Origin of the sequence: Aeromonas molluscorum 848, assembly GCF_000388115.1 — a bacterium.
GTDB classification, from domain to species: Bacteria; Pseudomonadota; Gammaproteobacteria; order Enterobacterales; family Aeromonadaceae; genus Aeromonas; species Aeromonas molluscorum.
Genome location: NZ_AQGQ01000011.1, coordinates 16,337 through 42,421, shown reverse-complemented (window position 1 = coordinate 42,421; position 26,085 = coordinate 16,337). Strand labels below are relative to the sequence as shown.

At 58.8% G+C, this 26,085-nt stretch carries 17 protein-coding genes and 2 pseudogenes; 8 read left to right on the top strand and 11 right to left on the bottom strand.

What is annotated here, in order from left to right; translation table 11 throughout:
• Window positions 1-1,770, bottom strand: a 1,770-nt coding sequence (locus G113_RS03535) for an Ig-like domain-containing protein (protein WP_236611712.1), incomplete at its 3' end; no start/stop codon positions are given.
• The gene (locus tag G113_RS21705) at window positions 1,760-2,620 is read right to left on the bottom strand and encodes a retention module-containing protein (RefSeq protein ID WP_236611711.1); all 861 of its coding nucleotides are present in this window, start codon (window positions 2,618-2,620) and stop codon (window positions 1,760-1,762) included. The genes G113_RS21705 and G113_RS03535, both read right to left, overlap by 11 nt.
• A 279-nt stretch (window positions 2,621-2,899) precedes the next feature.
• Between G113_RS21705 and glpA the strand changes: the two genes are divergently transcribed.
• The 6 genes and pseudogenes from glpA (at window position 2,900) to G113_RS03500 (ending at window position 11,672) form a co-directional block, all read left to right on the top strand.
• Window positions 2,900-4,570 (top strand): anaerobic glycerol-3-phosphate dehydrogenase subunit A, encoded by a 1,671-nt coding sequence (gene glpA / locus G113_RS03530; protein WP_005893603.1) that lies wholly within the window; start codon window positions 2,900-2,902, stop codon window positions 4,568-4,570.
• On the top strand, window positions 4,567-5,901 hold the full coding sequence (gene glpB / locus G113_RS03525) for a glycerol-3-phosphate dehydrogenase subunit GlpB (RefSeq protein WP_005893602.1): 1,335 nt from the start codon (window positions 4,567-4,569) through the stop codon (window positions 5,899-5,901). Before glpA ends, glpB begins: the two co-directional genes overlap by 4 nt.
• A gap of 2 nt (window positions 5,902-5,903) precedes the next feature.
• Window positions 5,904-7,107: pseudogene (glpC, locus tag G113_RS03520) on the top strand (anaerobic glycerol-3-phosphate dehydrogenase subunit GlpC).
• A 426-nt stretch (window positions 7,108-7,533) separates the two neighbouring features.
• The gene (locus G113_RS03515) at window positions 7,534-8,427 is read left to right on the top strand and encodes a serine hydrolase (RefSeq protein ID WP_005893601.1); all 894 of its coding nucleotides are present in this window, start codon (window positions 7,534-7,536) and stop codon (window positions 8,425-8,427) included.
• A 380-nt stretch (window positions 8,428-8,807) separates the two neighbouring features.
• Entirely contained in the window at window positions 8,808-10,061 is a 1,254-nt protein-coding gene (locus tag G113_RS03510; protein WP_005893600.1) for a D-amino acid dehydrogenase, read from the top strand.
• Between the two features lie 327 nt (window positions 10,062-10,388).
• Complete coding sequence (locus G113_RS03500; RefSeq protein ID WP_005893596.1) at window positions 10,389-11,672, top strand: DUF2254 domain-containing protein; 1,284 nt, start codon at window positions 10,389-10,391, stop codon at window positions 11,670-11,672.
• Between the two features lie 75 nt (window positions 11,673-11,747).
• Here the strand turns inward: G113_RS03500 and G113_RS22035 are convergent.
• Window positions 11,748-12,859, bottom strand: a pseudogene (locus tag G113_RS22035) (HPP family protein).
• A gap of 180 nt (window positions 12,860-13,039) precedes the next feature.
• Entirely contained in the window at window positions 13,040-15,319 is a 2,280-nt protein-coding gene (gene metE / locus G113_RS03490) for a 5-methyltetrahydropteroyltriglutamate--homocysteine S-methyltransferase (protein ID WP_005893591.1), read from the bottom strand.
• A gap of 231 nt (window positions 15,320-15,550) precedes the next feature.
• Between metE and G113_RS03485 the strand changes: the two genes are divergently transcribed.
• Window positions 15,551-16,471, top strand: coding sequence for a LysR substrate-binding domain-containing protein (locus tag G113_RS03485; RefSeq protein WP_005893590.1), 921 nt, complete (start codon window positions 15,551-15,553; stop codon window positions 16,469-16,471).
• A gap of 48 nt (window positions 16,472-16,519) precedes the next feature.
• On the opposite strand, the gene G113_RS03480 is transcribed toward G113_RS03485, so the two are convergent.
• The 3 genes from G113_RS03480 to G113_RS03470 all read right to left on the bottom strand — a co-directional run bounded on the left by G113_RS03480 (window position 16,520) and on the right by G113_RS03470 (window position 20,879).
• Window positions 16,520-17,311, bottom strand: coding sequence for a siderophore ferric iron reductase (locus G113_RS03480; protein WP_051106559.1), 792 nt, complete (start codon window positions 17,309-17,311; stop codon window positions 16,520-16,522).
• 101 nt (window positions 17,312-17,412) lie between these two features.
• A complete protein-coding gene (locus G113_RS03475) occupies window positions 17,413-19,554 on the bottom strand; it encodes a TonB-dependent siderophore receptor (RefSeq protein ID WP_005893588.1) in 2,142 nt (713 codons plus the stop codon).
• Window positions 19,555-19,940: 386 nt separating this feature from the next.
• Window positions 19,941-20,879, bottom strand: a complete 939-nt coding sequence (locus G113_RS03470; RefSeq protein ID WP_040318867.1) for an AraC family transcriptional regulator — start codon at window positions 20,877-20,879, stop codon at window positions 19,941-19,943.
• A gap of 995 nt (window positions 20,880-21,874) precedes the next feature.
• Here G113_RS03470 and G113_RS03465 point away from each other — a divergent pair.
• Window positions 21,875-22,387: a hypothetical protein gene (locus tag G113_RS03465; protein ID WP_005893583.1), complete on the top strand. Its 513-nt coding sequence runs from the start codon at window positions 21,875-21,877 to the stop codon at window positions 22,385-22,387.
• A 417-nt stretch (window positions 22,388-22,804) separates the two neighbouring features.
• Here G113_RS03465 and G113_RS03460 read toward each other — a convergent pair whose 3' ends face one another.
• The 4 genes from G113_RS03460 to G113_RS20930 all read right to left on the bottom strand — a co-directional run bounded on the left by G113_RS03460 (window position 22,805) and on the right by G113_RS20930 (window position 26,084).
• The gene (locus G113_RS03460) at window positions 22,805-24,223 is read right to left on the bottom strand and encodes an IS66-like element ISAs21 family transposase (protein WP_004576012.1); all 1,419 of its coding nucleotides are present in this window, start codon (window positions 24,221-24,223) and stop codon (window positions 22,805-22,807) included.
• 456 nt (window positions 24,224-24,679) lie between these two features.
• Entirely contained in the window at window positions 24,680-25,306 is a 627-nt protein-coding gene (locus tag G113_RS03455; protein ID WP_005893581.1) for a hypothetical protein, read from the bottom strand.
• Window positions 25,307-25,455: 149 nt separating this feature from the next.
• Window positions 25,456-25,713, bottom strand: coding sequence for a hypothetical protein (locus G113_RS20935; protein ID WP_152435939.1), 258 nt, complete (start codon window positions 25,711-25,713; stop codon window positions 25,456-25,458).
• Window positions 25,710-26,084, bottom strand: coding sequence for a WYL domain-containing protein (locus G113_RS20930; RefSeq protein ID WP_005893580.1), 375 nt, complete (start codon window positions 26,082-26,084; stop codon window positions 25,710-25,712). The genes G113_RS20935 and G113_RS20930 overlap by 4 nt, the downstream gene beginning before the upstream one ends.
• Window position 26,085: the final 1 nt, after the last annotated feature.

Genomic DNA, 26,085 nt, shown 5'->3' with positions numbered 1-26,085 from the left:
GTTGAGGGTGCCGAGGTTGCTCTGGTCGCCGTCAAAGTCGGTGCCTTGCACCTGCAGCCCCAGATTGACGCTGTTGGTACCCACAGGTTGATCCAGCACGCCATCGAGCTGCACATGGTACTTGCCGTCCAAGTCCAGGGTCACGGTCAGCACCGTCTTGCCCCCCGCATCCAGCAGGGTAATGACATTGCCGTTGACCTGATAGCTGGTCGGCTTGCCGCCGCTGGTGAGACCATCCAGGGCGGGCTGATTCCCCTCGAAGTTCAGGGACACCAGGCGGTCGCTGCCCACATTGACCGGCAGTTGGCCATCCAGGCTCTGACCGGCGGCCCCTTCCTGCAGGCTGATGCCAGTGTCGATGCCAAGGGCCGGATCCCGACCATCCTGGATGGTGATCTGCAGCTCTGCGGGCGAGGTGGCATCGCCATCAATCTCGACGGCGCCGACCTTCAGCCCCAGGGTCAGGGCATCCGAGCCCTGGTGATCGAGCGGGCCAGTCAGACTGACGCTGACCTCCCCTTTGACGTCATCACCGTTCTGGCTGGCGCTGAGCTTGGCTTGCAGCACCTCGACCCGCTGACCATTGCCGTCCAGGTAGTAGCCACTCAGGGTCAAGTCATCGACAAACTCGAAGGTCAGAGGATGGCCATCGCTGCTGTATTGGCCTTGCAGGCCAGCCAGCACTCCGGCTTGTTCGACGAAGGTCAGCGTATTGGCGAGTATGGGGTCAGCACCATGCTTAACGTCGAACTGGGCGATGCCCACCACGGCACTCGCCTCCTGGAAGGCGTCTTCGGTCAGGGTGAGGGCGGGTACCTGGAAATCGGGAGGGGTGCTATCGAGCAGCGCTATGTGCAGCGGAGCCTCAACCAGATCGCCATCGCTGTCGCGATATTCCAGTGCAAAGGGCAGTACCAGCTTGTCCTGGCCATGGTCGAGGCTCTGCTGCCAGGTCAGGGTATAGGTGCCATTGTTGTTGACCGTCAGGGTGAACACCGGCTGACCATTGGCGCTGGCCACCAGCCCCTGGCTGCCCTGCTGATAGGTCAACAAGGCGCCATGGCTGGTGAGATGAAGGGATTCGAGGGCGGATTGATCTACCGCCAGCGTCACCTTGAGGCCGCCATCGACCCCCGCGCCGGTGTTGAGCTGACCGATCTGGCTGATGGGTCCATTGGCGAGATCTGCTTCAAAGAGCACCAAAGTGTCACTCTGGCCGACCAGCGGCACACCATCACTCACCTGATTGCCAGCCAAGTCCGTCACTGTGGCCTTGATGGCGATGGGGCCCTTGAAACCGGAAAGATCCAGGCCGTCTACCTGCCAGCGGCCATCGGCCCCGACCGTCGCCTGCACATTGAGCACCGGCTGACCGGCGCCGTTCAGGCTGATAGAGACGATCTGACCCGGCTCGACCTGCGTCACAGTGCCGCTGAGGGTTGCGTTATTGCTACCCCAGAGCTGACCGGCATCCAGATCGTCGATGTCGATGCCAGCCTGGGTGTCGACGGTGACCGTCAGGGTATCGCTCGCCTTGTTACCGGCGATATCGACCGAATCGACCTTGAAGTCATAACTGCCGTCGGCCAAGGTCTGGGGAATAGGGAACTGCCAGTTGCCGGCGCCATCGACGGTGAGTACCGCCAGCACCTGATTGCCCAGGGTCAGCGTAACGGTGGCGCCCGGCTCACCCTTGCCTTGCAGCAAGGGGCGGGTGTCGTGGGTCAGATCGTCCGTCTGGCTGGCACCCGAGTCGCTCTCATCGGCCAAGTCGAGCGTGATGGTGGTAATGGTATCGAGCAGGGTCAGGCCATCGTCGACCGCCTCGTTGCCAAACAGATCGACGGTATGGGCATGAATGGTGAGGGGACCATCGACCAGCTTGCCGGTCACATCGCCAAAAATCGGCGGCCCACTGATTGCCGGGCAACACCACCGTGATCACCGTCAGGCTGTTGCCTGCACTGTCGGTCAGGGTGACGGTGACGGGTTGCCCCACCTCCACGTCCTCGACCTGGCCACGGATGATGAGCTGTGTCACCTCGTCGGCATTGATGATGTTGTCGCGGGTCTGGGGTTCGAAGACGGTGATGGCGGCATAGGTATCGACATAGTCGCCACCCAGGGGGCCACGGGGCTGAGCGAGGGCAGCCTGGTGGCCAGTGTCAAACCCGGCCTCGGCCAAGGTGGCGTCATTGGTACGGTCTACGACGATGAAACCAGCGGCGCTCGAACCGGCGCCGACCACGCCGCCCCCTGCCGTTACGGCAGGACCTGCGGCGGTTTCGGCAAAGACGGCGGTCGGGTCGGCCCCGGCGCGGATGGCTTGTTGCAGCGCCTCGAGATCCAGGTTGGTCGGCTCTTTGTCAGGCTTGCCATTGAGGGCCAGGGTATGCGGGCTCGACACCCAGCTGCCCTGCTCATCGCTGCAGGTGGCACAATCTGGCCCCACCTGCACAGCCTGACCATCGGCGCCTATCACGGCCTGGCCATTGCGGCCGGTCAGCATGACCTGACCGGCGGCTATCTGCCCCTCGGGCGGCATCTGGGAGACAGAACCATCCTGATCGATAATGAACACCTCTCCTTGAACCTGCTTGACCTGAGTCGGAGTATCCATTCGATTACCTTCCATACTGTCCCCTCACTTATTTGCCAGTTCTGCCCGATACAGCGCCAGAACGCGCACCCAACTCTCATTGAGTCAAGCACCTCTTCATGTAGTCTCACCATGATAAATCAATGCCATTACCATGGATACCTTGTGACCGCCCCCTCAAATTGCGCATTCCCCACGCCGAAACTTTCGAAAACGAACATTAATTTGGTCTAAATCAAACATTTTCACGCTAATCCACACCACACTGTTCCCATTCGACAGAGGATGAGAGTCAGCAAGATGAACAGAGTCACGACCAGGGTGGTCATCATTGGAGGGGGGGCAACCGGCGCCGGCATCATGCGTGATTGTGCCTTGCGCGGCATAGATTGCATCCTGCTTGAGCGCGACGACATTGCCGCCGGCACCACGGGACGCAACCATGGCTTGCTCCATTCCGGTGCCCGTTATGCCCTGACGGATCCCGAATCTGCCCGGGAGTGTATCCAGGAAAATCGCATCCTCAAGCGTATCGCCAGCCACTGTGTCGATGACACCGGCGGCCTCTTCGTGACGCTGCCCGAGGACGACATCGGCTTCCAGGATCCCTTCATGCAAGCCTGTGCCCTTGCGGGTATCCCGACCCACCAGCTCGAGCCCAGAGAGGCGCTGCGCCTCGAACCCAATGTCAATCCAGCCTTGATTGGTGCCATACAAGTACCGGATGGCACCATAGATCCCTTCCGCCTCGCCACCGCCAACGTGCTCGATGCCAAGGAGCATGGGGCCCGGATATTTACCCACTGCAAAGTCGTGGGGCTGTTGCGCCAGCAAGACCGAGTGCATGGGGTCAGGGCCATCAACCTGCGCACCGGCGAAGGGTTCGAGATAGAAGCCGAGCAGGTGATCAACGCCGCTGGCATCTGGGGCCAGCAGATCTGTGAATATGCCGAGCTTGGCATCCGCATGTTTCCGGCCAAGGGCTCGCTGCTCATCATGGATTACCGCCTCAACCAGCTGGTGCTCAATCGTGCTCGCAAGCCGGCGGACGCAGACATTCTGGTGCCCGGGGATACCATCTCCCTCATTGGCACCACCTCCAGTCGCATCGACTATGACAAGATTGACCAGCTTCGCGTCGAACCCGAGGAGGTCGAGGTGCTGCTGCGTGAGGGCATCAAACTGGCCCCCGCCATGGCCCAGACCCGCTTGCTGCGTGCCTATGCGGGCGTGCGCCCCCTGGTCGCGGTGGATGGCGACGAGTCAGGCCGCAACATCAGCCGCGGCATAGTGCTGCTCGATCATGCCAGCCGGGATGGTCTGGAAGGGTTCATCACCATCACCGGCGGCAAACTGATGACCTACCGGCTGATGGCTGAAATGGCCACGGATCTGGTTGCCAGCAAGCTTGGCAACGACAAGGGCTGTCGTACGGCCCTGCAAGCCCTGCCAGGCTCCCGGGATCCCGTGCCCACTCAGACCTTTGGTCTGTCGGCGCCAGCGCAAGGATCCGCCGAGTCACGCCACGGGGAACGGGTCATCGCCTTCTTTCGAGACAACCCCAAGGCCAACGCCCTCATCTGCGAGTGCGAGATGGTGACCGCCGGTGAGATTGAATATGCCCTGCGCGAGCTGGACGTGGACAACCTGGTGGATCTGCGCCGCCGCACCCGGCTCGGCATGGGCCCCTGCCAGGGTGAGCTGTGTGCCTATCGCGCCGCCGGTCTGATGCACGAATATGGCAAGGCCGATGGCCGCGAGGCCTGCGCCATGCTGCGCGACTTCCTGGAGGAGCGCTACAAGGGGGTACGCCCCGTGCTGTGGGGGGATGCCCTGCGCGAAACCGAATTCACCCACTGGATCTATGAGGGGTTGTTCGGTCTTGGCAATTTGACTGGCCCCACCGACATCACAGCGCCGCAGGATCCAGAGGATTCCCCCCCCCTGCGCCATGAAGGAGTATCCCCATGAGATTCGATACCATCATCATTGGCGGCGGTATGGCCGGTCTGTGCGCCGGGCTGCGCCTCGCCGAGGCGGGCCAGAAAACGCTGATCATGGCCTCGGGCCAGAGCGCCCTGCATTTCTCCTCCGGCTCGGTGGACTTGCTCGATTGCCAGGGCGATCCCTTCGCCGCCCTGCCCGCCTTCCTGGCCACCCACCCGCGCCACCCTTATCAAAAGGTCGGACTCACTCATATTGCGGCTAGCCTGGCCGATCTGCAGCGCCACTGCGCCGAGCAGGGATTGCCGCTGTTCCATGAGTCGCACAACCACCTGAGGCTCACCCCCATCGGCACCCTCAAGCCGACCTGGCTCTCGCCTAGCAGCAGCGCCTGCCTGGGAGAAGCACCAGCTCCGGCCACCATGCTGCTGGCCACCCTGGCAGGATTTCGCGACTTTCAACCGGCGCTGGCGGCGGCCAATCTGGCCCAGCATCCACGTCTGGCCCAGAGCCGTATCCTGACGGGCGAGATTAACCTGCCCCAACTCGCGACCTTTAACCGTAATCCTCATGAGTTTCGCTCGGCGGACATCGCCCGCCTGTTCGACAAGCAAGGTCAGGAGGGACAAGCTCTGCTGAGCGCGCTTGCCGAGGAGATCCGCCGCCTGCTGCGCGAGAGCGACGCCCCCGACTGTCGTCATCTGGTGCTGCCTGCCTGCCTCTCACTGGGGCTGGTGGGGCCTCGACTGGCCGAGCTGGAGCAGCTCACCCAGTGCACCCTTCGCGAAGTCGCCACCATGCCCCCCTCCCTCATCGGCATGCGGATGCAAGATGCGCTCAGGCGCCGCTTCCAGGCCCTTGGCGGCACCTTCCTCATCAGTGAGCGGGTATTGGGCGCCACCCTGGACGGCAACAGAGTCACTGGGGTATATAGCCAGAACGGCGCCGATCAGCTCTTTGAGGCCGACGATTTCGTGCTCGCCAGTGGCAGCTTCTTCAGTCGCGGCCTGGTCTCGCGTCTGGGGGGGATCAGTGAACCCATCTTCGATGCCGACGTGCTCAGCCTGGCCGAGCGCGATGACTGGGCCGGTCGCCACCTGTTCGACCACCACCCCTTCATGGGCTTCGGGGTCAAGACGGATGAACAGCTGCGAGTACTGCGCGGCGGCAAGGCGCTTACCAACCTCTATGGTGCCGGCAGCGTGCTGGCACACTATGACCCTGTTGCGGAAGGCTCAGGTTCAGGGGTGGCGGTCGCCACCGGCTGGCAAGCCGCCAGTCACATACTCACCAAGGCCGCAGCCCGGGACTCGATGACCGGCGCCCCCTCCACCCCATCACTCGCCCGGGAGGCCTAATCATGCCTTTGGACCATGCCAATCAGACTTTCGATCAGTGCATCAAATGCACCGTCTGCACCGCCTACTGCCCGGTAGCCAAGGCCAATCCCGCCTATCCGGGCCCCAAACAAGCAGGGCCCGATGGTGAACGGCTGCGCATCAAGAGCCCCGCCCTCTATGACGAGGCGCTCAAATATTGCACCAATTGCAAACGTTGCGAAGTGGCCTGCCCGAGCGGCGTGCGTATCGGCGACATCATCGCCAAGGCCAAGCACCAGTACAGCGGATTCAAACCGGGGGGGCGCGAGTTCGTGCTCTCCCACACGGATCTGATGGGCAGCATGTCGACCCTGATGGCCCCCATCGTCAACTTCACCACAGGACTCAAACCGGTGAAGCAAGTGCTGGACAAGGCGCTCGGGGTCTCCTCCCACCGCGACCTGCCCAAGTATTCTCAAGGCACCTTTCGCGGCTGGTTCAAGAAGCAGCAAGCCGTGCAGGCCAGCTATAACCGGCAAATCGCCTATTTCCACGGCTGTTACGTCAACTACAACCACCCCCAGCTCGGCAAGGAGCTGGTGCAAGTGCTCAATGCCATGAACATAGGGGTGCAGTTGCTGGCGCGGGAGAAATGCTGCGGCGTGCCACTCATCGCCAACGGCTTCATGGCCAAAGCCAAGCAACAGGCCGCCTTCAACATCCAGCAGCTCGAAAACACCCTGCTCGGCAACGAGATGCCGCTGCTGGCCACCTCCTCCACCTGCGGGTTCACCCTGAGGGACGAATACCCGCACCTGCTCGGTCAGGACAATCGCAAGGTGCGAGATCGCATCTCACTGGTGACCCGCTTCCTGTGGAACGAGTTCTACCGGGGCAACAAGCCTGCCATGAAGCCCCTCAACCTGCATATTGCCTATCACACCCCCTGCCATCTGGAGAAGATGGGGGGGGGTCATCTACACCCTGGAGCTGCTGCGCGCCATTCCCGGGGTAAAAGTCACTGTGCTCGACTCCCAGTGCTGTGGCATCGCCGGTACCTACGGCTTCAAGTCGGAAAACTACCAGACCAGCCAGACCATAGGCGAGGGGCTGTTTGAGCAGATCGACCGTCTCAAGCCGGATCTGGTCATCACCGACTGCGAAACCTGTAAATGGCAGATTGAGATGAGCACCGCATATCGCTGTGAACATCCCGTGCATCTGCTGGCCCAGGCGCTGGCATGAGTCCGGCGTAGCGCAATGCAAGAGGGGCGACCCAAGGGTTCGCCCCTCCTTCAAGTGCACCAAACCTTGCCCTTTCGCCCAAAAAGGGGAGCACCAACCATGGGGGGATCGCTGAGCCTCGCCCCTTGCCCGAGTAGCCATCCATCCGTCAAAAGCAGCTCCATATAGAGCTCAGCCTACCTGTCAGCCGCCACTACGGAGCACCGTTTATCATTCGTTGGCACCATCTGAGGCAGGATCATAAAGAGCCTCAAAAAGACCTCACCAATGACTTTATCAACAGAAGGGGTATCAATAGACACTCACACATTGCCTGACCACCATAAAATCTTATCAGTTCAAGGTGATGGGGATTGCGGCGCGTCAGAACCCGACATATAACTGAGAGGTTGATTTCGGTTTTTTCACGCGGTAGAGACCACCACTATGATACGTCCCCTTGCCAGCTTGCTGTTCGGTGCCTTGCTCCTTCCCGTCAGCCTGGGAGCCCTGGCCGCTCCGTTTCTCAATGCCCCCGCCCCCAGCATGCTCGAACGACGCAGTGACCCCACCTTGAGTTCGGCCGCATTCGTGGTCGCCAATCCGCGAACCGGCGAGATCCTCTCGGAGCGCAATGCCAATAGAGTCATGCCCATTGCCTCCATCACCAAGCTGATGACAGCCCTGGTGGTACTCGATGCCAATCCGCGCCTGAACGAGATGATCACGGTGAGCAATGCCGATATAGATCGCATCAAGGGCACCGGCTCGCGTCTGGCCATCGGCTCGCGACTGAGCCGGGTCGAGATGCTGCACATAGCACTGATGGCTTCCGAAAACCGTGCGGCCTCTTCCCTCGCCCGTTACTACCCGGGCGGCCAGCGCGCTTTTGTCTCCGCCATGAATGCCAAGGCCCGCATGCTGGGCATGTGGAACACCAAGTTCTCGGACAGTACGGGCCTCAATCCCCGTAACGTCTCCACTGCCCATGACTTGGCCAAGCTGGTCGCGGCGGCCTCCGCCTATCCACTCATTAGACAGTTCACCTCGGCCCAGCAACACTATGTCCGCACCGGCAAGCGCCAGCTGCACTACCGCAACTCCAACCGCCTGGTCCACGATGCCGATTGGCAGGTGCTCATCTCCAAGACCGGCTACATACGCGAGGCAGGCCGCTGCCTGGTGATGGAGGCCAACATCAACCGTGAGCCCATGATAGTGGTGCTGCTCAATGCCGATACCACTGGGGCCAGGGTAGCCGATGCCAAGCGGATCAAAACCTGGCTTGAGAGTGGTAACCGCAGTGCGCTGGCACGCACCACCGCCTTCAACGGCCAGTAATCAATCCGTCATCAAAAAGAGCCCCTCCCGGGGCTTTTTTTATGCTCCGCCACGACCGAATGCTCAACGCAATCGGCTCCATGAACTCCTCCCCCCATGGCCAGCATCAGTCTCTTTTGTACAGGGATAGACTTCACACACACCACAACAGCACGATATGTTAGTATTATTTATTTATGTAGTTCAATTAGCTGGTAAAAAACACAAAAGCAGCTTAATGTTATATTTTTGTGATGACATATTTGCCGATTTCGCTGCCAATGTTAACGTGATGCCTGCCGGTACCCATCAAGGCTAGATCGGCTCAATTTGCCAGAGGGGCCAATCTGGGGCACCTGGGCTCTAGCATTAACAAACGCAGTTAAAACAAGGATGTAGCAATGAACATTGTGGTTCTGGGTGGGGGTGTTATCGGGGTTGCCAGCGCCTGGTATCTGGCCAAGGCGGGTCACAAGGTGACCCTGCTCGAACGGCGCAGTCATGTGGCCCTCGAAACCAGCCATGGCAACGCGGGGCAGATCTCCCCGGGTTATGCGGCGCCTTGGGCCGCCCCTGGCATTCCACTCAAGGCGGCCAAATGGTTGCTGCAAAAACATGCCCCCTTCACGGTGCGTCCCACCTCTGATCCCTTCCAGTTGCGCTGGATGCTCAAGATGTTTGCCAACTGCACCCCGGCCGCATACGCCACCAACAAGGGGCGTATGGTCCGTCTGGCGGAATACAGCCGTGACTGCATGAAGGGCTTGCGTGACGAGCTTGATCTGGATTACGAAGGACGTCAGCTTGGCACCTTGCAGCTGTTTCGAAGCCAGGCCCAACTCGAGGCGAGCAAACGCGACATCGCCGTGCTGGCAGAGTATGGCGTGCCCTATCAATCCCTGGATACACAGGGCTGTGAAGAGGCTGAGCCAGCCCTGGCCCGGGTGCGCGGCAAGGTGGTGGGTGGCCTGCGCCTGCCAGGGGATGAGACTGGCGACTGCTTCCGCTTCACCCAGGCCCTGGCGGCCGAAGCGCAGCAACTGGGGGTTGAGTTCGTGTTTGACTGCCCCCTCGATGAAATCGAGATGAAAAACGGACGCGCCGTGGCCGTTCGCGCCGGGGAGCGGCGCTGGCAGGCCGATGCCATCGTCTGTGCGCTGGGCAGTTATTCCACCGGCCTGCTGCGCCCGCTCGGCATCGCCTTGCCCGTCTACCCGGTCAAGGGCTACTCCCTTACCCTGCCGATGAGCAATGCGGAGGCCGCGCCGCGCAGCACAGTGCTCGATGAAACCTATAAAGTCGCCATTACCCGCTTCGACGAGCGGATCCGGGTCGGTGGCATGGCCGAGCTCAGCGGTTTCAATCTGGCACTCAATCCCAAACGCCACGACACCCTCGCCATGGTGGTCAGGGATCTCTTCCCGGAGGGCGGCGATCTCGCCCAGGCCGAGTTCTGGACCGGGCTACGCCCCATGACACCGGACGGTACGCCGCTAGTGGGTCCGAGCCCGATACCGGGACTCTGGCTCAATACCGGCCACGGCACCCTGGGCTGGACCATGGCAGCGGGCTCAGGCCAACTGCTGGCAGATCTCATCAGCGGTACCCAGCCCGCCATCAGCGACGAAGGACTGACCCTGGCCCGCTATGGCTAAGTCCCCGGCCAGCGGCCATTTTGATGGTCACAAGCCTCATGCAAGAGGGAGTGCCTGGCACTCCCTCTTGTCATCTTTGCTGCCTGGATCACCCCGAACCTGTCGTCAGCGTTTGCATTCTGGCCCATGACTGCATCCCCGACTGGCATAGCGCCCGGCTGCGTCAAGGGCGCCATCACTATCGAGTTCATCAGCGCTACGAATATAAAAAGGAGCGGCCAGGGCCACTCCTTTTCTATTCGTATAATGCGCGGCCAAGCCTGATGAGATTGCGACCTGGTGCAGAACACCATAGGCTGGGTTATCCCTCTAGGAAAAGGAGTGCCTATGCCGTTCATCCCCTCCCGCGAGCGCTGGCGCTTCCTGGTCAACCGCCTTCGCGAGCGACTTTGGGTGAAACCCCTCGCCATCTGCCTGCTCTCCATCCTGGGCGCCCTCGCCGCCCGCCTGGCCGATAGCAGCGACCTTGGCGACTACCTGCCCACCATCACCAACGAGGCACTGCTCTCCCTGCTATCCGTCATGTCCGCCAGCATGCTGGGGGTTGCCACCTTTGCCGTCGCCTCCATGGTGGCAGCCTACGCCTCGGCCAGCAACGCGGCCACTCCGCGTAGCGTCACGCTGGTGATCGCCGATGACGTCTCACAAAATGCCCTGTCGACCTTTATCGGTGCCTTCATCTTCAGCGTGGTCTCGCTGATCGGGGTCAAAAACGACTATTTCGCCCTGGCCGGTCGCTTCACCCTGTTTCTGCTCACCCTGGTCGTGCTGGCTCTCGTCATTCTGATGTTCGTCCACTGGGTGGATCGCATTGCCCGTCTGGGACGCCTTGGCACTACGGTCAAGCGGGTCGAACAGGCGACAAATGCCGCCCTGCAACGGCGGCGCCTCACCCCCACCCTGGGTGCCAATCCCGTCCATGAGGGGCTCACCGGTGGCCTGCTGATAAGCAGTCCCGAGATTGGCTACGTACAGCAGATTGATATAGCGCACCTCAACGCCCTGGCCGAGGAGATGGACACCCAGATACAGATCCTGGCGCTGCCCGGCACTTTCGTGACGCCAGACCAGGGGCTTGCCCTGGCCCACGGCTGCCCTGAGCCTGCCAGGCTCGACATGGCCCGTCTCGCCAGCGCTTTCACGGTAGGATCGGAGCGACTGTTCGATGAAGATCCCCGCTTTGGCCTGATTGTACTGGCCGAGATAGCCGGGCGAGCCCTCTCCCCCGCGGTCAACGATCCAGGGACTGCCATCGGCATACTGGGTACGCTGGTGCGCCTGTTCGTGCTGTGGGATGAGCCGCTCTCCGGCGAAGATCAGGCCAACCACCAGGCCTCACCCTGCGAGCGGATCAGCGCATCGCCACTGGCCGTCATGGATATGTTCGATGATGCCTTTACCGCCATCGCCCGGGATGGCGCGGGGACGCTAGAGGTGGCCCTGCGACTGCAAAAAGCCTTGCTGGCATTGACCCACGGCAGCCAGACCATGGCCGACGCGGCCCGCCGTCACGGCCGGTTGGCGCTGGCCCGCAGTGAACTGGCCATGAACCTGGAGGAAGATAAAGCACAAGTCAGGGCCTTGGCCCGCAGGTTGATCGGCGATGATTGACCAAGGGCGAGGCACCACGGCCTCGCTGTAACGCCTCTCCAAGCGGCCTCCCCCTGGTTGCGCCGGCCTTCGTCTTTACTCTGCCTTGTCCGCAACCGGGCGCAGTGCCAGATTGAACAGGGCCGCCACCATATCCGACTGAGTCAAGATACCGACCAGTTGCTCCCCCTCCACCACCGGCATATGGTGCAGACCACCATCGGAGAAGGACTCCACCAGATCGTAGAGCGGCTGATAACGGCGCGCCGTACGCACCTCGCGGGTCATCAGATCCGCTACCCGCTTCTGTTCGAGGCTGGCAGCCTCCCTCGGTAGCTGGCGCTGCCTGTCGATCATCAGATCGTGCAGGGTCAGGATGCCGACCAGCCGCTGCGCATCATCGACCACAGGCAACGCCTTGATTTGATGCTGGGAGAGTCGATGCCAGGCCACCATGGCCGACTCCTCTGGCGCAACGACGATCAGATCCCGCGACATCACATCCTGACAGAGTACTGTCCCGACCCGCTCGCGCAGCGCATGCAGTTGCGCCTCTTGCAGCAGTGCCTGCAGATCCTGACGGCTGATGTCGAGCAGCTCGCCGTGCTTTTCCAGGGCAAAATCGATGTCGGTGGCATGGGTTGCGATGCGCTTGCTCGGCTCGGGATCCGCGTCTGGTGACGGTTGGGGGCCGCCTTGCCACCATTGGGATAACGGCGACCGAGCGCCCGGTTGTAGAGGAGGCCCATGGCCAGGAGGAGCAGGGAGTTGATGAACACCGGCAGCAACACATACCAGAAGCCAAGCTGGGTGATGCTCTCGCCACCTATCACGGCGGTCAGAGCCACGGCCCCCCCTGGCGGGTGCAGGCTGCGGGTCATGAACATGGCGGCGATGGCCAGCATCACTGCCACGGCGGAGGCCAGTGCCAGATCCGGGATCCAGCTTGCACTGATCACCCCCATCAAGGCCGAGACACTGTTGCCCACTAGGATGGACCAGGGCTGGGCCAGCGGACTGGCCGGGGCGGCAAAGAGCAGCACGGCTGAGGCGCCCATGGGGGCAATGAGCCAGTGGGGGCTGACGCCAAGCCACCATTGGCAGAGCCATTCGGTCATCAACAGACCGATGAGCGCACCTAGAGCGCCATAACAGCTCTCCTTGAGGCTGGTATTGGTCGATACCGGGTAAAAGTCGCTGAGCTGCATCTTGTTCCTGTGCATGATAAGGGTCATTCAAAATGCGCAATTCTACCGGCATCTCTTCCATCAATGCCAGCGTCGCCATGGCCCAGTAATCGCTCCCGTTGCAGCTGACAACGAAAAGGGGAAGGCTTGCGCCCTCCCCTTATTCGTCAGTGACACCTCCTTGGCTAGCTGCCTGGCGGTTTACGCCAGCTCGGCGCGCAGCACCTTGGTGGCATCGACCATCACCTTGAGCGCCGCTTCCGTCTCTTCCCAGCCGCGGGTCTTGAGGCCGCAATCCGGGTTGACCCAGAGCCGCTCGGCCGGGATCTGCTGGGCCGCCTTGCGCAGCAAGCCCTCAATCCAGCTCTGGCTCGGTACGTTCGGCGAGTGGATGTCATAGACGCCCGGGCCGATTTCGTTGGGGTAGTTGAAGCGCTCGAACGCTTCAAGCAGCTGCATCTGGCTACGGCTGGTCTCTATGGTGATCACGTCCGCATCAAGCGCCGCCACCGCCTCTATGATGAGGTTGAAATCGCTGTAACACATGTGGGTGTGGATCTGGGTGCTGTCCACCACCGGGCTCGCACTCAGGCGGAAGGCCCGCACCGCCCAGTCCAGATAGGCCTGATGATCCTGTTTACGCAGGGGCAAGCCTTCGCGGATGGCTGGCTCATCAATCTGGATAATCTTGATGCCGGCGGCTTCGAGGCTCGCCACTTCGTCGCGAATGGCCAGGCCAATCTGCAGGGCAGATTGCTCGCGGCTCACATCTTCCCGGGGGAAGGACCAGCAGAGGATGGTCACGGGCCCGGTCAGCATCCCTTTGACCGGCTTGTCGGTCAGGCTCTGGGCAAACTGGGTCCACGCCAGCGTCATGGGGGTCGGACGGTCGATGTCCCGGGTGATCACCGGCGGCTTGACGCAGCGCGAACCATAGCTCTGCACCCAGCCGAAACGGGTGATGGCAAAGCCGTCCAGCAGCTCACCGAAATACTCCACCATGTCGTTGCGCTCGGCCTCGCCGTGCACCAGCACGTCCAGCCCGATGGCCTCCTGACGCGCGATGGCATCTTTGATCTGGGCCTGAATACCCGCCTCGTAAGCGCCGTCGTCGATACGACCGGCACGCCAATCCTGACGCAGCACCCGGATTTCCGCCGTCTGCGGGAAAGAGCCGATGGTGGTGGTCGGCAACAGGGGCAGCTTGAGATCCCTGCGCTGGGCCAGGGCCCGCTGCTCGTAAGCGCTGTGGCGATTGAACTCGGATTCGGTCAGCTGGGCCAGACGAGACTGCACCCCTTGCTTGTGAACCCGGCTGTCGGACTCCCGATCGATGATGGGTTGGCTGTAGGCCGCAATCTTGGTCAAGTCACCGCCACCCAGCGCACTGTCGCTCAAGTAGTCGGCCAGCAGGCCCAGCTCATAGCACTTTTGCAGGGCGAAGGCGAACCAGCTGCGGGTCTGGGGGTCGAGTTCATGCTCCAGGGTGAGATCCACCGGGCTGTGCAGCAGGGAGCAGGATGAGGCGACCCAGAGTCGCTCGCCTAGCTTGGCTTTCAATGCATTGAGCGTCGGTGCCAGCTTGGCCAGGTTGGCACGCCAGACGTTGCGACCATTGATCACCCCGGCGGAGATGACCCACTGGGCCGGCAAGTGCGGGACCAGCGTCTCCAGCTGTTCGGGGGCGGCGACCAGATCCAGGTGCAAACCATCGACTTTCAGGCTGGTGATGATGTCGCGCTGATGGGCCACAGAGCCGAAATAGGTGGTGAGCAGCAGCTTGCAGGGGCCGCTCAGACGCTCATAGGCATTCAGATAGGCCAGGCGCCACTCGTCCGGCAGATCCAGCGCCAGGGCGGGCTCGTCGATCTGCACCCACTCCACCCCTTGCGCCGCCAGCTTGGCCAGGATCTCCTGATAGACGATCAGCAGACGGTCGAGCAGTTCGAGGCGCGAGAAGCCGCTCTCTTTCTCCTTGCCGAGCCACAGATATGAGACGGGCCCCAGCAGCACCGCCTTGACCGGCAGCCCCAGCGCCTTGGCCTCTTCCACCTCTTCAAAGAGTTGGCTCCAGCCCAGCTTGAAGCGCTGGTCACGGCTGAACTCGGGCACCAGATAGTGATAGTTGGTGTTGAACCACTTGGTCATCTCGGCGGCGGCGGCAGACGGGCCGGTCGGCGCACGGCCACGGGCCACCCGGAACAGGGTGTCGAGATCGGTGTCGCCATCACGGTGGCGCTCGGGGATGGCATCCACCAGCAGGCTGGTGCCAAGTACCTGATCGTACCAGGCAAAATCCCCTACCGGCAGCAGGCTGACGCCAGCGGTGCGCTGGGCTTGCCAGTGACGCTGACGCAGGCTCTTGCCCACGGCAACCAGTTCTGCCTGGGTGGTCTCACCACGCCAATAGGATTCGAGGGCAAATTTCAGTTCACGCTTGGCGCCGATGCGGGGGAATCCCAGGGTATGTGCTTGTGTCATGGCCGTCTTTCCTTAATCTCATCTCTGTCCTATGGGGAACTGGATGATTTAGCCATCCAGATGTTTACACATCTAGAATGTCGAGATAAGGTGCTCTTGGCTATTGAATCCTCTTCAACTGGCTCTCAAGAAATCCTCAACGATGCACAAGGGAGTCTGTAACGCATATGGAAAGGAGCCAGCCCCAGTGATCAAAGCGTGTCTTCAACTGATACAGCAAGGAGTGGTGCCATGGGTGTGCCCAGCAAGTCGACCAGTAATTTGAGCATTGATATCAAGCATCTGAAGACAATGTCTGCCCTGGCCGAGCAGGGTTCTCTGGCGGGGGCCGCACTCACGCTCAACCTCACCCAATCTGCCCTATCCCATCAACTCAAGGAGCTGGAGACCCGCCTTGGCATGGAGCTTTACTTGCGCAAAAGCCGGCCCCTGGTATTGACGGCGGCGGGGCAGCATTTGCTGGCTCTGGCCCGCCAGGTGCTGCCCGCCCTGGCGCAGACCGAGAAGCAGTTGCAGGCCCTGCACAGCGGCGACGCGGGCCGCCTTCACCTGGCGCTCGATTGCCACAGCTGCATCCAGTGGCTATTGCCGCTCTTGCCCGACTTTCGTCGCCAGTGGCCAGGAGTGGATCTGGAGGTGGAGTCAGTGCCCGGTTTCGACACCCTGAGTGCCCTGCTCGGCGGCCAGCTCGACTTGCTGCTCACCTCGGATGTACTGGCCCGCGGCGATCTGCACTTCGAACCACTGTTCTCCTTCGAGCTCAGCCTGGTGATGGCGCCGGAGAGCACCCTCTGCCATCAGACCCAGATAGCCCCAATCGATCTGCAACAAGAGGTGCTGCTGGTCTACCCGGTGGAGCGCGCTCGCATGGATGTGTTCAGCCGCTTCTTGCAACCGGCGGGGATCGAGCCCAAGCGTTGCAAGCTGGTGGACAACACCTCCGTCATGCTGCAGATGGCCGCCGCCGGGCTTGGCGTCGCCGCCCTGCCCAACTGGGCCAGCGAGGAATTTGTCCGCCAGGGGCTGCTCGAGGCCCGGCCCCTGGGAAGCGGTGTGCGCCGCCACATGTATGGTGCCGTGCGCGCCGCCGACAAGGATCAAGCCTGCCTGCAGAGCCTGTTCGAACGCATTCGCGCCAAGATGGGCGCCTGACTCAGGTCGTAAAGAAAAGGCCGCCCCATGGGCGGCCCGTACCACTCGTCAACCATCTGGTTCACTCTTCTGCTCCGCTCCGTCACCGCAGCGAGCCTGACCCGCTTGTCGCCGTGGACAGTTCTCGCACAGCGAACCATCGCGGCGCTTGTAGTGCAGGCAGCAGCGCTGGCGGATATAGCCAGGTGAAGCACTCCCCACGCCTGACGCCTCCCGCCACCCCGCCAGATGCTCGGCGGGCAAACCGCAAGCCGCCAGCCAGAGCGGCGCATGGGCGGCGACCCGCTCGACGCTCACCTCGGTGAAGAAATCCGGCACCCTGACCAGCGCCGCCAGCAGATCGTCCGCCAACAGCGGGCGCACGAAGCCGGGCCGCAACCGCATCTCACTGGCAAACATCTCGAAGAGCCGCTGCCAATGGCGACGCAACCGCCTGCCTGCCGCCTCGATCAACACCACCTGCTCCCCCCTGATCAACGGCGAGGCCGGCAAGGTGAAACCGGATACCAGACCGGCGCTATACGCCAGCCCCAGCTTGTCCAATGCGGGCACCGCACCGACCCGGTAGACGGCCACCATGGCGAGGTAGATGGACTGCCAGCAGAGCATGCCCCAGCTGCGGGTCAACCAGTAGGCGGGGCCCGCCTCCGGATGCGCCAGCCGCCAGTGATCATGCAGCGCCAACGCCACCGCGGCCGGGGCCATGGCACGCTCTGCGCCGATCAGCAGCGGTCTCTCCTGCGCCACCCACTCGCCCTTGAGGGAGGGGATCAGCTCCCTCGCGGCCAAAAACAGGGGGGCGTGAGCAAGCAGGCCAGCTGCCCGCTCCTCTGCGGCAATGGCACCTGGCTCCGTCTCAGCGAGAGGGCCAGTGGCGGATGGGATGTCATGGAACGAGGCGCCCTGATAAAAGGGCCCCGGCGTCCGGCCGGGGCGCAGGCTTAGAATACGTATTTGAGTCTGGCCTTCACATTGCGCTCGGCACCGAACCAGCAGTTGCTCTGGTCGTAGCAGGAGTAATAGGTGGTATCGAACAGGTTGCTGGCACTGACGGAGGCCTCCACCCCTTTCAGGCGCTGGCTCAGTTGGGCCAGATCATAAGAGGCAGACATGTCCATCAACAGATAATCGGGCACCTTGTCGGTGTTGGCGGCATCCATCTCGGCCTCACCAACGTACCGCAGACCGGTCCCCAGACGCAGACCGGCGGCAGGCCCTTGACCGAGTCGGTAGTTAGCCCACAGAGAGGCCGTCTGATCCGGCACCCAGACCGGGGTCTTGCCTTGCAAACTGGTGGTGTCACGGCTGATCACCATGTCGAGCAGGGTATAGGTGGCACTCAGGTCCAGGTTGCTGGTGATATCGATGCGCCCCTCCAACTCCAATCCCTTGGAGACCATCTCGCCGGTTTGCAACTTGGGGCCGTACAGGTTGTCCGGATCCGTCACCAGGGCATGCTTCTTGGTGATCCGGAACGCCGACAGGGTCAGGCCCTTGCTCATGTCCTCGGACAGGTACTTGATCCCCCCCTCCCACTGATGACCAGTGGCGGGATCGAACGCATTGCCGTTCTTGTCGCTGCCCGCCACTGGCTCGAAACTGTCGGCATAACTCACATAGGGCGAGATACCGTAGTCGAGCTCATAGAGGGCCCCCAGGCGGAAGGAGAGATTGTCCTGGTCAATCTTGGCCAAGGTGTGGCTGGCAGCCCCGCTGTAGAGGCTGTCGCTGTCGGTATCCATCCGGTAGCTGTCATAGCGCAGGCCACCTATGGCTACCAGCCTGTCGAGGCGCAGCTGATCCTGCAGATAGACCCCCGTCTGGTACTGCTTGATCTGCTTGCGGTCCTGATAGATGAAATTGAGGCTATCGGGGTTAATCTGGCGGTGATCCGGGTTAAAAATGTCGATACTGGGCGCCGAATAGTCGAGGGTATCCCGATAGAGCACCCGGGCATCCAGATATTGGTAATCGACCCCGAGCAACAGATTGTGCTGCACGGAGCCGGTCGCCAGCTTGCCAGCCAGCTGGTTGTCGATGACGAATCCCTTGGACTCCTCATTGGTCAGGTAGGCATTGCGCGCCAGAGTGCGATCATCCGCCCCCAGGGCCGCGTTATAGGTATTGTGCTGCTTGGCTGACGCATCCATGTAGCGGGCATTTTGCAGGAACTGCCAGTTGGCATCGAAATCGTGGCTGAGCTTGTAGCCAAACAGCGCCACCTCCCGGTTGTACTGGTTCCAGTTCTCGTCACCGAGGAAGGCATCGCTATCCAGCTTGCCGAGGGGATTGTCCTTGGCCGACCCTTTGGCGGGCACTGTGGTGTAGATGCCGGCGGCCGGATCCTTCTGGTAATAAACATTGAGGTTGAGCAGGGTACGTTCACCGAGCCGCCAGTCGAGGGAGGGAGCCAGCACGTAGCGCTCCTCTTGTGAGGTCACCGCCTGGCCATCCTTGTGGCGGGCCAAACCAACCAGACGGTAGGCAAAGGCGTCATTGATGGGGCCGGTCGTGTCCAGGGTCACCTCGCGCAGATCCCCGCTGCCACCCGCGACGCTGACGCTGTGCCTGGCCTCGCGCTGTGGCCGCTTGGCAATCAGGTTGACCATGCCGCCCGGTGGCATGCTGCCGTAAAGCACCGAAGTCGGCCCCTTGAACACTTCCAACTGCTCGATGGCGACAGGATCTATCTGCGGTTGCAGGTTCCAATCGTTATATTGCAGCAGCAAACCGTCATAGAAATTCTGATAGTTGTCAAAGCCGCGAATGTTGAACAGATCCAGTCGATTGACCGAGCCCCCCCGCAGTTCGGTGTTGACGCCAGGCACATAACGCAGTGCCTCGCTCACCGAACTGGCGCCCCGTTGCTCCAACGTCTGGCTATCCACCACGGAAATAGCCTGCGGTGTTTCGACAGGGTCGAGCTTGGTCTTGGTCGCCGTGTTGCGATAGGTCTCGCCAAGGACCGTCATGGTCTCGGTGCCAGGCGCTGCCGGATCGGTTTGCGCGGCCAGGACACTGCCCGTAAACAGAGTGGAGAGGGTCGCCGCGACCAGGGTCAATGGGGGGTGAAGTGCGTACATCTGATCCTCGAATGCCAATGATTGAATAGTAACAAATATCATTTGCATTTTAATCAGCTATTTTTCGCCACACTTAACATTTTGGGGCATCTTGACCAGGAATGGCTCCACAATCAGCCTCTTACGAGGCTTTTTATATCGAACCGGGCAGAATATCGGAAACATGATGGCAGTCAGGACGCCACCTGCTGAGAGGAGAAAATAGAAAGCACGGGGAGAGATGGGGCTGGGTGCAAGGAGGTGCCAGAACCAGCAAGTGGATATAGGGCAAGAGGGTCTGCCCGCCCCCTGTGGCGAGATCTTGGTCTGACTCGCCCCAGATAGGGTCCCAAGCCTGGCGCCCTGGTTGCTAGTGCGAGGGGCAGGAGCTGGGTAGCTTCCCTGGGCTATGGCAAGGGGGCTATGGGTAACCAGTAGCTCATGGAAGCATCTTGCGCCTTGCCCTGATAGTTGGCGGGATAGGCTTCCAGTTCCAGACCATCCAGGCCACGATAGCCAGATTGAGGCAACCACTGCTCGATAAACCAGCTCAAGATTTGCGGCAACAGGGTGATGGGCCCCTGGTGGGTGACCACGCCGTAGGTCTGGCTTGGCACCTGCAATGTCTCGGCGCCCGTCAAGGTGAGGGGCATTTCCTCTGGCTGCTCACTTGGCGCAATCCCCGCCCAGTAAGGGAAACGGTGCGCCTCATCCTGATGGGCCCGCAGATCGCTCACCCCGAGCAGGGGCAAGCCGTTCAGCTGCTCTCCCCCCGGCAGTGCCTGCACCCTTTGCCAGATGGCGGGTACTTGCTGCTGAAAATCGGGCTGCTCGGCAAAAAGGCCGCGGATCTCCCCCCGCACGCCCAGCAACTGGAAGGCAGGCCTCGTCTCGACCCGCACTTGCAGCCACTTGCCCTCCCCCAGGCCCCGCGGCCCCAGTTGACTGATGGGCTGGCGCAGCCCGACCCACAAGCCACGTTTGCGATAAGCCAGCGGCGAGCAGCCAAATTGCTGCTTGAAAGCACGGCTAAAACTCACCTCTGAGTCGTAACCGTGGCGCAGAGCCAGATCCAGGATCCGATCCCGGCCACCCAGCAAGGCGGCGGCAGCGCGACTGAGCTTGAGTTCACGCACATAAGCCGCCACCGTCAGACCCGTCTCACTCTGGAACACCCGCTGCAACTGCCAGCGTGACCAGCAGCTGAGCGCGGCAAGATCGGCGACTAAAAGCGGTTCATCCAGGTGTTGATGGATATGGCTCAGCACCCTCTCTATCCGGGTAAAATGCGCCGGCTCCGTGGGAGCCTGACCGTCCAGGAGGGGGGAGCAAACGGGATCTGACATAGGGTCGGCCCTGATCAAAAGGGCAGTCAGTGTGGCATATTCCCCAAGGGCGGGTATAGGCTCATCAGCTGTTGCGCTGCGAGGCCCACTCATATCATTTGTACTGAGTGCCGCCAGCCAGCCCATGGAGAGAGGGCTTCTCTGGCAGGCCCATGAAAGGTCGCGTAAACGTCAGAAATGCAAAAAGCCCGACCTGAGTCGGGCTTTTCAATATGGCGGTGAGGGAGGGATTCGAACCCTCGTGCTCGTACTTCACAGCACAAATATAACCTTCAATTTCAATAACTTACGTAATGCTTTGCCGCAATAAAAGCAGCGTGATTGTCTCAGCTAATTGCTATGAGACTTATCGTACTCTTATATAGAAAATTAATTAAATGTCAACCCCATAAATTGTTGCAATCTTAACTATGTTGTAGCGCCAGACGGACCCACTCGGGGTCTGTCTAGGATTTTGCCAACAAGACCAATGTACATTCATCAATCACTATGTTTTGATGTAAGCTTAGTCCAATCCAACAAGGGCTCACTTATCACTTATATTCAGTCGTCTGGCAGACGGTATTCATATCGAACAGCTCATTATCTTTGACGACGTTAGACACAAGGTCTTAAAATATAATGGATCTTTGCCTAGGCCCTCTAGAACCAGATGTACAGCTTTACGCTCCCTTGGCTGTTTTTAAGCCGACAACTATCAACAACTGGTAAAATACTACATGTCTTTGCTCCATCACAGGTCTGTAAATTTAGAGGGTGACCCGATACAATAAGAAGCTACAGCATTCACCACGCTTATCAAGACAGACTGTAGTGCTGAATGTTAGTGAAAAGTCAGAAAACCAACGCAGAGAAATTATCAGTATTACGCAAGGTGCATCTGGCAGAAGGCTCAACAACTTTTAAACTCATTGTAGTAAAAGTGCTGTTGGATAATACCCGATTCTTCGTCTCATAACGTTTGCTCTATAAATGAGTTAAAAGAAGGCCCGCAAATGAATAAAGAACTCACTATCAAACTACTAATCACGGCGGGTCTGTTTGGGCTTGTCGCCGTTGCATCTACATTAAATAAATATAGCACAACAGAGACAACTGCTGTGTCTCCCAAATTAGATTACAGCAGAACAATGTTCACCGGCCGTAAGTCAACAATTTGGCACAACATGAGCGACTTAGAGAAAGGCTGGATTGGGGGAATGGTCATTGCTTCCGCGGCGGGGCCGTTCGGATATTCAGGGGGATTTAAAATACTGGAGATGAAGGCAGCACGTAGCCTAGATGAAAATACAGTAGTGGCATGCGGGCGCCTGCAACATAGTGATAAGTTTGGCATATTCTCTGTATTGTATGATCCAGCCACATTTTCACTTAACGGGCATGTCGTATATCGCATCCAAGACGATATTATGTCCGTCAGGCACTCAGTGGAAACGGAAAAAATGGTGGTTTCACCGATGGACTCCGCTTTAATAATGGCTGACTGCAAGTATGTCGGACTCTTGTAAATAGATACTCATGATAGTAAATACCCCCCGGCTTTGCCGGGGGGTATTTACTTCTATTTTCCGACTGACTAGATCCCAAAACCCGGTTCTAGGTTGATTTATAAATCATTAGATTTAAATATTGACATTATATTTTTCGTTTTATCTAAATCTGCACCATACAGTACTACCGTTCCTCTTATTTCATCGAGATACATGGTGTCTCTATTATTTGTCCAAATGTGGGTTCTTGGTTGTCCGGGAATTCAGATAATAAGTGCGACACTCATGGATGAATGGCGAGAGGTGGCCAACTGCTGATTGGTGGTACCCTTCTGCTCGCCAAAGTAAAAGCAGTATCACCATGAGCTATCAGCAGTTGACCGAGGGGCAACGATACCAGTTATCGGTGCTTCGCGCACAGGGGATGGTAACCGTTCACCGGGACGGTGTTGACAGCACCAACTCCTCCGGGAACGGGTAGTCGGTTTTCTCGATGCAGGACCTGACAACTGCCCTCAGCCACTCCTGCGGGCAGCGGCCCAATCGCTTGGCCGTCTCCACCAACGATAGGATACGCTGCCTGAACTGCTCGCCTCGATGCGACCAGACGCCATAGCTTCCCTTGCGCCACAGCACATAGCCACGCAGCGCCCGCTCCGCTTCATTGTTGGTCAGCGCTATCTCGTCGTTTTCCATAAAACGCCATAGCATCTCATCGTCCTTGAGCAGTAACTGGCAGCGCCCACGGTAGCGCTTGGAACACAGTACACTGCCCCGCTCCAGCTGCCTTCGCCAGCTTTGCCGACATCGCTGCAACCTTCGCTGGTACTGCTCCCGGCTTAAGCAGCCTTGTTCATAGCCATGCCGGGTTCTGAACACCGTGTCAGCCAGCAGTACCAGCCGGGCTCCGATAGGCTGGTTGACGGCGTCGCTACTCTCGGCAATCGCCGCCACGTTGCGCAGCACATGCGCCCAGCACAGTTGGCGCTGGGCGCTGTCGATGAAGCGGTATCCCGCATACTGGTCGGTCACCAGCACCCCATCAAGCTCACTGCCCAGCAACCGCTTCGCTGCCTCCTGACCGCGGCCAAACGCCGTCATGAAGCAGACCGCGACCTTGCTCAGGGCCAGCCACATCCAGCGTCGCTCACCGCCCCGCTGGTGCCGGGTTTCATCGGCATGGATGATGGCGGCAGACTGCACTTGCTGTTTGATGGCTTGGTGGGTCGGGGTGAGCATGGCGCTGACCCGGCCTTGCGCTTCACTGATGGCGCCTCGGCTAAAGCTCAAACCGAAGTGCTGCTTGAGCTGCTGCTGTATCTTGCTGATGCTCTGGTGGAACTGACCACTCTGCAAAGCGATATAGCTCAGCAGATTAGCCCCCATCTGGCTGTGGCTCACCGTATCGGGCAGGGCTGCTTCACTGGTGGTGACGCACCCACGGCAGGTGCCCCGATACAGCTGATGCTCTGTCACCACATAGCTGACCTCGGGCAGGTCAAACACCTGATGAACCCGGTAGGGCTTGTCATGGGACACCACCTGCTCACCACAGCAGGCGCACTGCCGGGCAGGATAGTGTGGTATTGCCGTCAGTCGGTCGTCCTCAGGATGACGTTCACGCCGCTGCCCCTTGTGGCCAGGCTGGGCACCACGAGCCTTGCCGGAAGCGGGGCGCTTGCGCGCAGGCGGGGTCCCCGAGCCATCAGTGGAGGGGGGCTTGGAGGAGTTATTGCTGTTTTGGTTGAGGCGGTCTTCAAGCTCGGCGATGCGCGCCATCAGCTTGTAAATCAGCTCGTTGGCTTGCTCGAGGGTCAGCGGCAGGCCGGGTGGTGGCGTAATGGGTTTGCTCATGACGTGATGGTGCCAAGCTGGCGGGATCAGGCAAGGGGCAACAGTGGATCAAGGGATGATCGTCTCACTTTTTCCTGTCAATGCCATCTGGGTGAACAGTTACGTAAAAACAGTCGAGTTGTCTCACGGCTTTGCCAAGATATTTTCGGCATTTTATAGAGAAAAATGTCGAAAAGTCAACATGTTCAACAATGGGAACAATTGTGCTGCTTCGCAGCATAACGTAAGCAACACAGAGATTGGCAGGAGGTATTTATAACGGCTTCAAGAAGCCTATTAATGCACTCAGAGAGCCATATCAGGAACGAATGATTGGAGGACAGCCACCTAAACATATTCATTAAGGATCTAATATTAATACCGAAGGGAATGCGTTCAAAAATATAAAATACTGTACACAAGACACCGGTTTGAGGCCGGTGTCAGGTGATAACTACTCTGTACACTAATGATCGCTTATATATGCTCGACAATGACCGCTTCAACCTGACCAATTGGACCTATCTTTTCTGATATAGACAAACCATCGAGCTTTTCAATAAGATTAATTAGATCTTGAAACATCTTTTTTTCATTTTCACTAGATTTCGATTTAAAAATATAAAAATTAATACGTTCATCCTCCTCCACCTCATGACAATTGGAACCTTCAAGTAATTGACTGACAATTGTCCACTCATCAATAACGTAGTCACTAACATTAGTGTGCGAAAGCTGTATCGATATGTCGCCAGAACGTTGACTAGCAATAGCCTTGATGGCAGCAATAAGGGGGGAGTGTGAAAATTCTGTAGCATCACCATAGCTTGCCATCCAATCGAAGTCTCTTTCACTAGAATTTCGACTGAACAACTTTAAGCCCTTGTCAGCTCCTTGATAATTTAGTGACACTCCTAAATCTTGTATTATAGGCCCCGTGACGCCCCAGTCTGTGGTGTATTTACGCTCTACATCGTCAAATAGAGCAGCAGCAACAATATCGAAACCTTCGTCTTTAATTTCTTCCAACGTTACCGAAAACTGTAGCATTATTTTCACCTGCAAATCATTATTAATGTAAATTGTCATAAAGAAAATATTCATGCATATTTCATAAATACCTCTCTAACATACTAGATTCGTCACTTCTGATCTAATTTTTGCATTTTAAATAGTGAGGTTGCTCACACAAAAATAGGAGCATAAAAAACACCATGATTCCCGGCCGCGATCGGGATGACAACATGTGAGTGTTATATTTTGTTGCTTGGTGAAAACTCATCCGCCCACTCCATTAAACGAACCATAGCTTTTTTTGAATACCCGTAGGTGGCTGTATTCTTGTTCTTCGCACGAACTACCCAAGGTCGCTCTCTTTTCACCTTTTCAGCCTCTTCGGGTGAGTCACCATCAACTATATAAGGAATGAAATCATCCCAATCAACGTCGGGTGAATTTATATCTAATTCAGGAAAGATGTATTCAAACTCTTCAAAACATAATGAGATCACCGGAGTTTTTTTATTTTACCATTTTTGAAAGTTGTATGAAGGGTGAGAGATGTATCTGTATATTGTACGAACCAGTCCAAAGCCTCCAATGATTCCGACAGATAATTCGCAATTTCATAAATATCGATCAACTCAGGTGGGTTAAATGATTGCTTTATCGATAATTTTGAAGGCTCCCCTGGGATAGCTACCTCCATTTTGGAAATGCAGAATGTTTTCACCGTTCCTGTCTCTATACACAGTGCGCGAACATTATCATCAAAGATGCTTACTGGCGAAATCTCTCTTTCTGAACCGGGTGAACTTCCACCAAAATATCTGATACGAAGTATCTCGCCGGACTCAATAGCTTCTTTTAGCTTATTTTTCATT

Coding starts and splice junctions, on each gene's coding strand:
- G113_RS21705 (WP_236611711.1), bottom strand. CDS start 2,620: ATGGATACTCCGACTCAGGTCAAGCAGGTTCAAGGAGAGGTGTTCATT.
- glpA (WP_005893603.1), top strand. CDS start 2,900: ATGAACAGAGTCACGACCAGGGTGGTCATCATTGGAGGGGGGGCAACC.
- glpB (WP_005893602.1), top strand. CDS start 4,567: ATGAGATTCGATACCATCATCATTGGCGGCGGTATGGCCGGTCTGTGC.
- G113_RS03515 (WP_005893601.1), top strand. CDS start 7,534: ATGATACGTCCCCTTGCCAGCTTGCTGTTCGGTGCCTTGCTCCTTCCC.
- G113_RS03510 (WP_005893600.1), top strand. CDS start 8,808: ATGAACATTGTGGTTCTGGGTGGGGGTGTTATCGGGGTTGCCAGCGCC.
- G113_RS03500 (WP_005893596.1), top strand. CDS start 10,389: ATGCCGTTCATCCCCTCCCGCGAGCGCTGGCGCTTCCTGGTCAACCGC.
- metE (WP_005893591.1), bottom strand. CDS start 15,319: ATGACACAAGCACATACCCTGGGATTCCCCCGCATCGGCGCCAAGCGT.
- G113_RS03485 (WP_005893590.1), top strand. CDS start 15,551: ATGGGTGTGCCCAGCAAGTCGACCAGTAATTTGAGCATTGATATCAAG.
- G113_RS03475 (WP_005893588.1), bottom strand. CDS start 19,554: ATGTACGCACTTCACCCCCCATTGACCCTGGTCGCGGCGACCCTCTCC.
- G113_RS03470 (WP_040318867.1), bottom strand. CDS start 20,879: ATGTCAGATCCCGTTTGCTCCCCCCTCCTGGACGGTCAGGCTCCCACG.
- G113_RS03465 (WP_005893583.1), top strand. CDS start 21,875: ATGAATAAAGAACTCACTATCAAACTACTAATCACGGCGGGTCTGTTT.
- G113_RS03460 (WP_004576012.1), bottom strand. CDS start 24,223: ATGAGCAAACCCATTACGCCACCACCCGGCCTGCCGCTGACCCTCGAG.
- G113_RS03455 (WP_005893581.1), bottom strand. CDS start 25,306: ATGAATATTTTCTTTATGACAATTTACATTAATAATGATTTGCAGGTG.
- G113_RS20930 (WP_005893580.1), bottom strand. CDS start 26,084: ATGAAAAATAAGCTAAAAGAAGCTATTGAGTCCGGCGAGATACTTCGT.